General features: G+C 72.2%; 8 protein-coding genes and 1 pseudogene. 5 read left to right on the top strand and 4 right to left on the bottom strand.

The features are described 5' to 3' along the window. On the bottom strand, positions 1-420 hold a 420-nt coding region (locus RZ84_RS39590; protein WP_198540133.1), incomplete at its 3' end, for an ADP-ribosylglycohydrolase family protein. A 405-nt stretch (positions 421-825) separates the two neighbouring features. Between RZ84_RS39590 and RZ84_RS09280 the strand changes: the two genes are divergently transcribed. The 3 genes from RZ84_RS09280 (at position 826) to RZ84_RS09270 (ending at position 7,934) form a co-directional block, all read left to right on the top strand. Next, the gene (locus RZ84_RS09280; RefSeq protein WP_043269459.1) at positions 826-1,557 is read left to right on the top strand and encodes a VIT1/CCC1 transporter family protein; all 732 of its coding nucleotides are present in this window, start codon (positions 826-828) and stop codon (positions 1,555-1,557) included. A 382-nt stretch (positions 1,558-1,939) separates the two neighbouring features. Next, entirely contained in the window at positions 1,940-6,481 is a 4,542-nt protein-coding gene (gene gltB, locus RZ84_RS09275) for a glutamate synthase large subunit (protein ID WP_241777633.1), read from the top strand. Further along, a complete protein-coding gene (locus RZ84_RS09270) occupies positions 6,474-7,934 on the top strand; it encodes a glutamate synthase subunit beta (RefSeq protein ID WP_043263899.1) in 1,461 nt (486 codons plus the stop codon). The genes gltB and RZ84_RS09270 overlap by 8 nt, the downstream gene beginning before the upstream one ends. A 374-nt stretch (positions 7,935-8,308) precedes the next feature. Here RZ84_RS09270 and RZ84_RS09265 read toward each other — a convergent pair whose 3' ends face one another. Further along, on the bottom strand, positions 8,309-8,878 hold the full coding sequence (locus RZ84_RS09265; protein WP_043263898.1) for a hypothetical protein: 570 nt from the start codon (positions 8,876-8,878) through the stop codon (positions 8,309-8,311). 67 nt (positions 8,879-8,945) lie between these two features. Here RZ84_RS09265 and RZ84_RS09260 point away from each other — a divergent pair, with 67 nt between their 5' ends. Further along, a complete protein-coding gene (locus RZ84_RS09260) occupies positions 8,946-9,710 on the top strand; it encodes an ArsR/SmtB family transcription factor (RefSeq protein WP_043263897.1) in 765 nt (254 codons plus the stop codon). A gap of 5 nt (positions 9,711-9,715) precedes the next feature. Here RZ84_RS09260 and RZ84_RS09255 read toward each other — a convergent pair whose 3' ends face one another. Beyond that, entirely contained in the window at positions 9,716-10,222 is a 507-nt protein-coding gene (locus RZ84_RS09255; RefSeq protein WP_241778029.1) for a MarR family winged helix-turn-helix transcriptional regulator, read from the bottom strand. 157 nt (positions 10,223-10,379) lie between these two features. Between RZ84_RS09255 and RZ84_RS09250 the strand changes: the two genes are divergently transcribed. Beyond that, positions 10,380-11,111 carry an SDR family NAD(P)-dependent oxidoreductase gene (locus tag RZ84_RS09250; protein WP_043263895.1) on the top strand — a complete coding sequence of 244 codons (732 nt, stop codon included), beginning with the start codon at positions 10,380-10,382 and terminating at the stop codon, positions 11,109-11,111. 11 nt (positions 11,112-11,122) lie between these two features. Here RZ84_RS09250 and RZ84_RS40855 read toward each other — a convergent pair. After that, a pseudogene (locus RZ84_RS40855) lies at positions 11,123-11,740 on the bottom strand (PPOX class F420-dependent oxidoreductase). Between the last annotated feature and the right edge of the window lie 30 nt (positions 11,741-11,770).

Below are 11,770 nucleotides of genomic sequence, written 5' to 3'. Positions count from 1 at the left end.
GTCCCCGGGGGCCAGCCGGGCGGCCACGGCGGGCCGGCCGGCCGCGAACACCCCGAACGGCGCGGCCCGCATCGCCAGTCCGTCGCTCCAGGCGTGCCGGTGCTGGGCGGAGCGGGGCGCGGCCAAGCCGCGGCGCAGGTTCTCCAGGGTGCCGCGCTCGCTGAATCCGGCGCCGCTCAACGGCCCTTCGTCGCGGTCGGCCAGGCACCGGCGCCAGGCGGCCTCCACCTGCGCGGTGGTCAGCGCCGCACCGTGCTCGGCGAGCAGCAGGCCACAGAAGATGGCGTACTCGGTGTCGTCGGTGCCCGCCGGGTCGTCCGTGACGAATCCCTCGATCCGCCCCCAGCGGCACCGGATCTGATCGGGTGTCAGGTTCTCTGCGGGGGCGCCCAGTGCGTCCCCGACGGCCAGTCCGAGCATCGCTCCACGCGCCCGGTCCGGTACGTTTCCGCCCACGCTGCCTGCCTTTCGGTCGTACGGCTCGATACCGCGACCCGGGACGACGCGGACCGCTGCCCCGTATCCGTGCCACGTGACGGCCCGGCTCTCCTGCCCCGGGCGGCAGGGTCACCCGGTCGACTCCCTCAGGCCCCCGTGCGCGGTCGCCGGCCCACCGGGCGGTGCGGCCCGCGAAGGCCCCCGAAACCGCCGTGTGACCCGGATCTCACAGCGGTGCCCACGACAAAACCGCAGGTCAGGCGGGTAAGTACGGCCTTCCTTGCTAGCGGCGGAGGGTAATTCGCGCATAACTTCGAGGCGTTGGAGGGGGAAGTGCCGCCATCGGCCCACACCTCGCTGAAGGGAGTAGGTCCCGATATGTCCGTCATGGAGATCATGGATGCCGCCGCGACGACGCATGTGGCGCACCGCGACAATCACACCCACCGCGATGTGAACGGCGGCTGGCTGCGCCCGGCCGTCTTCGGTGCGATGGACGGCCTGGTGTCCAATCTCGCGCTGATGACGGGTGTCGCCGGCGGCGCGGTCTCGCAGCAGACGATCATCATCACCGGCCTCGCGGGGCTGGCGGCCGGTGCGTTCTCGATGGCCGCGGGGGAGTACACCTCGGTCGCCTCCCAGCGCGAGCTGGTGATGGCCGAGCTGGACGTCGAGCGGACCCAGCTGAGCGCGCACCCGAAGGACGAGCAGGCGGAGCTGGCGGCGCTCTACGAGTCCCGCGGGGTGGAGCCGGAGCTCGCCCGGCAGGTCGCCGAGCAGCTGTCCCGCGACCCCGAGCAGGCGCTGGAGATCCACGCCCGCGAGGAGTTGGGCATCGACCCGTCGGACCTTCCTTCTCCGGCCGTTGCCGCCATATCTTCCTTCGGATCCTTTGCGCTGGGCGCTCTTCTTCCTGTCCTTCCCTACCTGTTGGGGGCTTCCGCCCTCTGGCTCGCGGTGCTGCTGGCGCTGGTCGGACTGTTCGGCTGCGGTGCCGTCGTGGCGCGGGTGACGGCCCGCTCGTGGTGGTTCAGCGGACTGCGCCAACTGGCCCTGGGCGGTGCCGCGGCGGGCGTGACCTACGGCCTGGGAGCGCTCTTCGGCACGGTCCTGGGCTGAGGCCCCGGAAGGGCGAAGGGTTGACGTCCCCTACGGGTGTCCGCATCATTACCGCGTTACTCAGCGGTTTCGGTTCGTTGACGGCCGGGCATAAGGCTCTGGCGTCGCGGGCAACGTCGCTCGCCGAACGCCGCCGTACGGGACGGCCCTGTTTCCGTCCGCGTCCCACTTGAGACTCACCGCATGCGCGGTGTCCGTATGTTGGAAGGCTCTATCCGCTTCTTGAGAAGCGGGCCATCCTGTAACCTGCACGAAATTTCGCGGAGGGCCAACGTCGTCCCTCGGCAATGCCTATGCCACGACGACGTTGGGAGAGCCGATGCGTTCCGCGTCCACGCACTCCGCGACCACCAGCAGCGCCAGCGCCGCCGCTTGGTCGCCCATGGACGGGCGCCCCGCCCAGCAGGGGATGTACGACCCGCGCAACGAGCACGACGCCTGCGGCGTCGGCTTCGTGGCCACCCTCACCGGTGAGGCCAGCCACGCCCTGGTCGAACAGGCCCTGACCGTCCTGACGAACCTGGAGCACCGCGGTGCCACCGGCTCGGAGCCCGACTCGGGCGACGGCGCGGGCATCCTGCTCCAGGTGCCGGACGCGTTCCTGCGTGAGAACGTGACCTTCGAGCTCCCCGAGGCCGGCGGCTACGCCGTCGGCATCGCCTTCCTGCCGTCCGACGCGCACGAGGCGGCCGAGGCCGTCTCACGGATCGAGACGATCGCCGGCGAAGAGGGCCTGGACGTCCTCGGCTGGCGGGTCGTCCCGGTCGCCCCCCAGTTGCTGGGCAACGGCGCCCGCGCCACCATGCCGGCCTTCTCCCAGCTCTTCGTCGCCGACCGCGAGAACACCGGCCGGGCCCTGGACCGCAAGGCGTTCGCGCTCCGCAAGCGCGCCGAGCGCGAGGCGGGCGTCTACTTCCCGTCACTGTCCGCCCGCACGATCGTCTACAAGGGCATGCTGACCACCGGCCAGCTGGAGCCCTTCTTCCCGGACCTGTCCGACCGCCGGTTCGCCACCGCCATCGCACTGGTCCACTCGCGGTTCTCCACCAACACCTTCCCGAGCTGGCCGCTCGCCCACCCGTACCGCTTCGTCGCCCACAACGGCGAGATCAACACCGTCAAGGGCAACCGCAACTGGATGCGGGCCCGCGAGTCCCAGCTGGCCAGCGCACTGTTCGGCAACGAGGACCTGGAGCGGCTGTTCCCGGTCTGTACCCCCGACGCCTCCGACTCCGCCTCCTTCGACGAGGTCCTGGAGCTGCTGCACCTGGGCGGTCGCTCGCTGCCGCACTCGGTCCTGATGATGGTCCCCGAGGCGTGGGAGAACTCCACCGCCATGGACCCGGCCCGGCGGGCGTTCTACCAGTACCACTCCACGATGATGGAGCCCTGGGACGGCCCGGCCTGCGTCACCTTCACCGACGGCACCCAGGTCGGCGCGGTCCTCGACCGCAACGGTCTGCGCCCGGGCCGCTACTGGGTCACCGACGACGGCCTGGTCGTGCTCTCCTCCGAGGTCGGCGTCCTCGACATCGACCCGTCCAAGGTCGTCCGCAAGGGCCGCCTCCAGCCCGGCCGGATGTTCCTCGTGGACACCGCCGAGCACCGGATCATCGAGGACGACGAGATCAAGGCGCAGCTCGCGGCCGAGCACCCCTACCAGGAGTGGCTGGACGCCGGCCTGATCGGCCTGGCCGACCTCCCCGAGCGCGAGCACATCGTGCACACCCACGCCTCGGTCACCCGCCGCCAGCAGACCTTCGGCTACACCGAGGAAGAGCTCCGGGTCATCCTCGCCCCGATGGCCAAGACGGGTGCCGAGCCGATCGGCTCCATGGGCACCGACTCGCCGATCGCCGCGCTCTCCGAGCGGCCCCGGCTGCTCTTCGACTACTTCACCCAGCTGTTCGCGCAGGTCACCAACCCGCCGCTGGACGCCATCCGGGAGGAGCTGGTCACCTCCCTGATCTCCTCCCTCGGCCCCCAGGGCAACCTGCTGGAGCCCACCCCGAGCTCCTGCCGCAGCGTGACCCTGCCGTTCCCGGTGATCGACAACGACGAGCTGGCCAAGCTCGTCCACATCAACGCCGACGGCGACATGCCCGGCATGAAGGCCGTCACCCTCGCCGGCCTCTACCGGGTCTCCGGCGGAGGCGAGTCGCTGGCCGCCCGGATCGAGGAGATCTGCGCCGAGGCCGACGCCGCCATCGCCGACGGCGCCCGGCTGATCGTGCTCTCCGACCGCCACTCCGACGCCGAGCACGCGCCGATCCCGTCGCTGCTGCTGACCGCCGCGGTCCACCACCACCTCATCGGCACCAAGACCCGCACCCAGGTCGGGCTGCTGGTCGAGGCCGGCGACGTCCGCGAGGTGCACCACGTCGCGCTGCTGATCGGCTTCGGCGCGGCGGCGGTCAACCCGTACCTGGCCATGGAGTCCGTCGAGGACCTGGTCCGGGCCGGGACGTTCCTGCCCGAGGTGGAGGCCGAGACCGCCATCAGGAACCTCATCAAGGCGCTCGGCAAGGGCGTCCTGAAGGTCATGTCCAAGATGGGCATCTCGACCGTCGCCTCCTACCGCGGCGCCCAGGTCTTCGAGGCCATCGGCCTGGACGAGGAATTCGTCGCGAAGTACTTCCACGGCACCGCCACCAAGATCGGCGGCGCCGGCCTGGACGTCATCGCCCAGGAGGTCGCCGCCCGGCACGCCAAGGCGTACCCGGCCTCCGGCATCGCCGCGACCCACCGCGCGCTGGAGATCGGCGGCGAGTACCAGTGGCGCCGCGAGGGCGAGCCGCACCTCTTCGACCCGGACACCGTCTTCCGGCTCCAGCACTCCACCCGTTCACGCCGCTACGACATCTTCAAGCAGTACACCGAACGGGTGAATGAGCAGTCCGAGCGCCTGATGACGCTGCGCGGCCTGTTCTCCTTCGCCTCCCAGCGGCCCGCCGTCCCCCTGGACGAGGTCGAGCCGGCGTCCGAGATCGTCAAGCGCTTCTCCACCGGCGCGATGTCCTACGGATCGATCTCCCGCGAGGCGCACGAGACCCTCGCGATCGCCATGAACCAGCTCGGTGGCAAGTCCAACACCGGCGAGGGCGGCGAGGACCCCGAGCGCCTCTACGACCCGGCGCGCCGTTCCGCGATCAAGCAGGTCGCCTCCGGCCGCTTCGGCGTCACCAGCGAGTACCTGGTCAACGCCGACGACATCCAGATCAAGATGGCCCAGGGCGCCAAGCCCGGCGAGGGCGGCCAGCTGCCCGGCCACAAGGTCTACCCGTGGGTGGCGAAGACCCGGCACTCGACGCCGGGCGTGGGGCTCATCTCCCCGCCGCCGCACCACGACATCTACTCCATCGAGGACCTGGCCCAGCTGATCCACGACCTCAAGAACGCCAACCCGGCCGCCCGCATCCACGTGAAGCTGGTCTCCGAGGTCGGTGTCGGCACGGTCGCCGCGGGCGTCTCCAAGGCCCACGCGGACGTGGTCCTCATCTCCGGCCACGACGGCGGTACCGGCGCCTCGCCGCTGACCTCCCTCAAGCACGCCGGCGGCCCCTGGGAGCTGGGCCTGGCCGAGACCCAGCAGACGCTGCTGCTCAACGGCCTGCGCGACCGGATCGTGGTGCAGACCGACGGCCAGCTCAAGACCGGCCGCGACGTGGTGGTCGCCGCCCTGCTGGGCGCCGAGGAGTTCGGCTTCGCCACCGCCCCGCTGGTCGTCTCCGGCTGCGTGATGATGCGCGTCTGCCACCTGGACACCTGCCCGGTCGGCATCGCCACCCAGAACCCGACGCTGCGCGAGCGGTTCAGCGGCAAGGCCGAGTACGTCGTCAACTTCTTCGAGTTCATCGCCGAGGAGGTCCGCGAGCTCCTCGCCGAGCTGGGCTTCCGCAGCCTGGACGAGGCCATCGGCCACGCCGAACTCCTCGACGTCGCCAGGGCCGTGGACCACTGGAAGGCGCAGGGCCTAGACCTGGCCCCGCTGCTGCACGTCCCCGAGCTGCCCGAGGGCGCCGTCCGCCACCAGGTCACCGTCCAGGACCACGGCCTGGAGAAGGCGCTGGACAACGAGCTGATCAAGCTCGCCGCGGACGCGCTGGCCGCGGACGCCCCGGAGGCCGCCCAGCCGGTCCGCGCCCAGGTCGCGATCCGCAACATCAACCGGACCGTCGGCACCATGCTCGGCCACGAGATCACCAAGAAGTTCGGCGGCGCGGGCCTGCCCGACGACACCGTCGACATCACCTTCACCGGCTCGGCCGGCCAGTCCTTCGGCGCGTTCCTGCCGCGCGGGGTCACCCTCCGCCTGGAGGGCGACGCCAACGACTACGTCGGCAAGGGCCTCTCCGGCGGCCGGGTCGTGGTCCGCCCGGACCGCGGCGCCGACCACCTCGCCGAGTACTCCACCATCGCGGGCAACACCCTCGCCTACGGCGCCACCGGCGGCGAACTGTTCCTGCGCGGCCGGGTCGGCGAGCGGTTCTGCGTCCGCAACTCCGGTGCCACGGTCGTCTCCGAGGGCGTCGGGGACCACGGCTGCGAGTACATGACCGGCGGCCGTGCGGTCGTTCTGGGCGAGACCGGGCGCAACTTCGCGGCCGGTATGTCCGGCGGCATCGCCTACGTCGTCGACCTCGACCCGGACAACGTCAACAAGGAGCTCGCCGACGCGGTCCGCCCGCTCGACGACACCGACAAGCAGTGGCTGCACGACGTCGTGCGCCGCCACCAGGAGGAGACCGGCTCCACCGTCGCCGCCAAGCTCCTCGCCGACTGGGACGCGGCGGCCGCCCGCTTCCGCAAGGTCGTCCCGGCCACCTACCAGGCAGTGCTCGCCGCCAAGGACGCCGCCGAGCGAGCCGGGCTCTCCGAGTCCGAGACCCACGAGAAGATGATGGAGGCGGCGACCCATGGCTGACCCCAAGGGCTTCCTGAACCACGGGCGCGAGATCGCCCAGACCCGCCCCGTCGAGGAGCGCGTCAAGGACTGGAACGAGGTCTACCAGCCCGGCTCCCTGCTGCCGATCATCAGCAAGCAGGCGTCGCGCTGCATGGACTGCGGCATCCCCTTCTGCCACAACGGCTGTCCGCTCGGCAACCTCATCCCCGAGTGGAACGACTACGCCTACCGCGAGGACTGGACCGAGGCCAGCGAGCGGCTGCACGCCACCAACAACTTCCCGGAGTTCACCGGCCGGTTGTGCCCCGCGCCCTGCGAGGCGGCCTGTGTGCTGGGCATCAACCAGCAGCCGGTCACCATCAAGAACGTCGAGGTCTCCATCATCGACAAGGCGTGGGACGCCGGCGACGTCACCCCGCAGCCGCCCGAGCGCCTCTCCGGCAAGACCGTCGCCGTCATCGGCTCCGGCCCGGCCGGCCTGGCCGCCGCCCAGCAGCTGACCCGGGCCGGCCACACGGTGGCGGTGTACGAGCGCGCGGACCGCATCGGCGGCCTGCTGCGCTACGGCATCCCCGAGTTCAAGATGGAGAAGCGGCACATCAACCGCCGCATCGAGCAGATGCGCGCGGAGGGCACCAAGTTCCGTACGGAGGTGGAGATCGGCCGCGACATCGACGCGGCGAAGCTGCGCAAGCGCTACGACGCCGTGGTCATCGCCGCCGGCGCCACCACCTCCCGTGATCTGCCGGTGCCCGGCCGCGAGCTGAACGGCGTGCACTTCGCGATGGAGTACCTGCCGCTCGCCAACAAGGTGCAGGAGGGCGACCTGACGGTCTCCCCGATCACCGCCGAGGGCAAGCACGTGGTCGTCATCGGCGGCGGCGACACCGGCGCGGACTGCGTCGGCACTGCCCACCGCCAGGGCGCCCTCTCGGTGACCCAGCTGGAGATCATGCCCAAGCCGGGCGAGGAGCGGACCGCGGGCCAGCCCTGGCCGACCTTCCCGATGCTCTACAAGGTCACCTCCGCGCACGAGGAGGGCGGCGAGCGGGTCTACTCCGTCTCCACCACCCACTTCGAGGGCGACGAGGACGGCAACGTCCAGTGGCTGCACCTGGTCGAGGTGGAGTTCAAGGACGGCAAGCCGGAGCAGAAGCCCGGCACCGAGCGCAGGATCCCGGCCCAGCTGGTCACCCTCGCGATGGGCTTCACCGGCACCGACCAGCAGAACGGCCTGGTCGAGCAGTTCGGCCTGGAGCTGGACGCCCGCGGCAACGTCGCCCGCGACGCGGACTTCGCCACCAACGTCCCCGGCGTCTATGTCGCCGGCGACGCCGGGCGCGGCCAGTCGCTGATCGTGTGGGCCATCGCCGAGGGCCGCTCCGCCGCCCGCGGCGTGGACCGCTTCCTCACCGGAGCCAGCGCCCTGCCGGCCCCGATCAAGCCGACGGACCGCGCACTGACCGTGTGAGCGGCCGTCACCCGATGTCCCGTACAACGTCGTACGGAGGCATGGGGACCGGGTGAAACCGGGTCCCGTGTGCGGCGCCTGTCCCCTCCCCCCGACCGGAGGGCAGGCGCCGCGCTCTTTTCGTGTCCGCCCGCCGGCGCCCGGCCGCTGCCGCTAGGCTCTGTCGTCAAACTCCCGCCTGCCTGCCGACGCCCTGCACGTGCCCCCACCCTCGAACCGGCTTCGCACGGCTCGGGCGGGGGACCCCCTTCGCCGCACCGGGCAACGACCCCAGTACTCCAAGTACAGGGGCCGTCGCCCGGCACGCCGCGAGCACGCACCGGACGCCGCCCGGCCCGCCCTTCGGGCGGACGACGGGAGTTCGACGACAGAGCCTAGGCGTCCCGCTGCGCCGGGAAGCGCCGCCCCAACTGCCGTGCCAGCTCCCGGGCGGGCGCCGGTACGGCCGGCGGCGGGGGCGTGAGCGGCGGCCGGAAGTCGTGGACCGGCGGGCGCCAGGCGGAGACGTCGATGGTGCCGTCGCCCAGCGGCAGCACATAGCGCGGGTCCGCGTGCACCCGCAGCACCTGCGCCTCGACCTGCGTCCAGGCACCATCGGTCACCGTGCGCTCGCCGACCCTGCGCGCCTCCAACTGCACGGGGCAGTGCGCCAGTCGGGGCGGCCGTACCAGCTCGGACGGTTCCGTCCAGGGGGGCTGGTCCGCGTCGGTCCCGTCGGCCGTCCCCTCCTCGGCCGCTGCCTCCTTCGGTGGGAGGTTGAAGACGACGTCCGGCCGTACGGCGAGATTCTGCGCGGTCCGCCCGCGGGCCGGCAGCCAGACGCTCACCACCGGGCCGAGATCCCACCGGATCCGCAGCGTGACCAGCACGAACGTGCCGTCGTCGTTCTCCGTGGACAGCAGCGCCGGCACGACGGAACTGCTCTTCTCCAGCGCGGTTTTCATGCCCCTGAGGATAGAAGCCGGATCATTCGGTTCTCACCGAAGTGTTATATGTGATTACGCTCTGCACATGAACCGATGGGACGCCGATCACGAAAGCACCGCGGAGACCCCCGACCTGGCCGCTCTCGCGGCGCTGCTCGCGGACCGCACCCGTGCCGCCATCTGCATCGCCCTGCTCGACGGCGGCACCTGGACCGCCGGTGAACTGGCCGAATACGCCGGAGTCGCACCGTCCACCGCGACCGAGCACCTCAACCTCCTGGTCTCCGGCGGGCTGCTGGCCGAGGAGCGGCAGGGCCGGCGGCGCCATGTCCGGCTGGCCGGACCGCACACCGCGGAGACGCTGGAGAACCTCGCCGGGCTGGCCCCGTACCGCCAGGTCAGGATCCGCTCGCTGGCCGAGGCCAACCACCGGCGGGCCCTGCACCACGCGCGCACCTGCTACGACCACATCGCCGGGGCGCTCGGAGTGGCCATCGCCGAAACGATGACCGAACGCGGGCTGCTGGCGCGGGAGTACGGCCTGGTGCTCACCACGGCCGGCGCCGACTGGCTGGCCGCCCTCGGCATCCCCGAGGCCGGCCACTCGCCGACCCACCGGGCGCATGTCCGTACCTGCCTCGACTGGACGTCGCGCCGCCAGCACCTCTCCGGCGCGGTCGGTGCGGCCCTCTACCGGCACGCGTTGGAGCACCGCTGGATCATCAAGGCCCCGGCCAGCCGCATCCTCGCGGTCACCGAGTCCGGGCGGGCCGCCTTCCGGGCGCAACTGGGGCTGCCCGCCGAGGTGTTGACACCCACTCCGGCGGTGCTGCCGCCGCGCGTCCCGTAAGGGGGTCAGTCCGCGCCGACGTGGCCGATGCGGTCGTCGCCCAGCCGCCGCTGGGTGTCCTGGAGCAGGATCCGCAGCAGCCCGGCCAGCTGCGCCTGCTGCTCGGGGGTGAGGGATTCGAGCAACTCGGCCTCGCGGACCAGGACTTGGTCGACGGTGGACTCGACGAGGTCGTGGCCGGCCCGGGTCAGCTCGACCAGGACCGTGCGGGGGCGGCCCCCGCCGGGGCGCCGGGTGACCAGGCCCTCGCGTTCGGCGCGGGCCACCCGCTGGGAGACCGCCCCGGCGGTGACCAGGGAGCGGCGGCCGAGCTCGCGGGTGCTGAGGGTGTAGGGCGGGCCGCTGCGGCGCAGCACGCTCAGCAGGTCGAGGGTGGCCGGGTCCACGCCGGCGCCGGCCAGTACCCGGCGCCGGTCGTCGCCCAGCAGCTTCGCCAGCTGCCAGATGGGCGTCACGATCCCGATGGAGGAGACCGGGGTGCCGGGGCGCTCGCGCTGCCAGGCGGCGGCGATCTCCGCGACGGGGTAGGCCGCGTCGTGCGCCGTCGGGGAGTCGTGGCCGTCGTCCCGCGCCTGATTTCCGCTTGCCACGGGCTCTCCTGGGGGTGTTATGTTCAGCGCTAAATTCAGGGCTGAATTTAGGTCTTAACGTAGGGACGGAGCTCAGCATATGCCACGCACCATCCTGGTCACCGGCGGCGGAACCGGCATGGGACGCGCCATCGCCGCGCACTTCGCCGCGGCCGGCGACCACGTCGTCATCACCGGCCGGCGCCCCGGTCCCCTCAAGGACACCGCGGACGCCATCGCCGGGCCCGGTACCGTACGCGCCCTGGTGTGCGACCACACCGACCCGGCCGCGATCCTCCGGCTCGCCGCGGAACTGCCCGACCGGATCGACGTCCTGGTCAACAACGCGGGCGGCAACACCGACTTCGACGCCGACGGGGCCACGGACCTGGCCGCCTACGCCCGCGACTTCCGCGCCAACCTCGACGCCAACCTGGTCAGCGCCGCGGTGACCACCCGGGCGCTCGCGGACCGGCTGGCGGCCGGCGGCGCGGTGATCCAGATCGGGTCCATCGCCGCCGACCAGGGCGCCGGCGCCTACGGCGCGGCCAAGGCCGGGCTCGCCTCCTGGAACGTCGACCTGGCACGCGAGCTGGGCCCCCGCGGCATCACCGCCAACGTCGTCTCGCCCGGCTACATCGCCGACACCGAGTTCTTCCGCGACAAGCTGTCCGACGAGCGCCGGGAGCGCCTGGTCGCCGCCACCGCCACCGGCCGCGCGGGCGCCCCCGCGGACATCACGGGAGCGGTGGCCTTCCTGGCGTCACCGGCGGCCCGGCACCTCACCGGCCAGGTGCTGAACGTCAACGGGGGCGCCCACAGCACCCGTTGAGCCGGTGCGCGTCAGGCGTCCGGGTCGACGAGGCGGGCCGGGAAGCCGCCGGTCGCGATCGGGCCCCAGTGCCGCGGCGTCACCCGGATCAGGGACTTGCCCTGCGTGGGGGTACCTCCTGCGCCCTTAAGACGTGGGGGAGCATCGCCGTGCGGTACCCGTCCCGGTCCGGGTGCTCGCCGGCGATGGTGCGGTGGTACTCGACCAGCGGCCCGACGGAGTCCGGGACGTCGATCACCTCGGTCACACCGTCGATCCGCACCAACGGGCCGCCCGCCCGTCGCCCGGCCGCCGCCCTTCAACTAGTCTCTGCGCGCCGCCTCTTGGCGATGTCGTCGGACAGCACCGGCACGCTGACCGACGACACCCGGCGGGCGTTGCGCGCCTGGGCACGCTCCGGATACGTCGACATCACCGGCCGCCCGGAGCCGCCCGCCCGTCGCCCGGCCACCACCCCTCGACGAGGCGCTGCGCGCCGCGCCGTCGTCGCCCGCAGGGCAGCGGCGAGGACTGCGGGGTGCCGTCGGAGCGGAGCGGCGGGCGAGCGGGACCGTGCGGTGCCGGGGGCGGACGAACTCCAGCAGGGCGGGCAGTTCGACGCGTTTGCCGGTGGCGACGGAAGGGCTCATGGGCCGGAACCCAGGCCCTGTCGTCACACT

The organism is Streptomyces sp. CT34 (assembly GCF_000805335.1).
Lineage (GTDB): Bacteria > Actinomycetota > Actinomycetes > Streptomycetales > Streptomycetaceae > Streptomyces.
The sequence above is the reverse complement of the archived record's forward strand: the minus strand, read 5'-3'. Positions and strand labels throughout refer to the sequence as shown.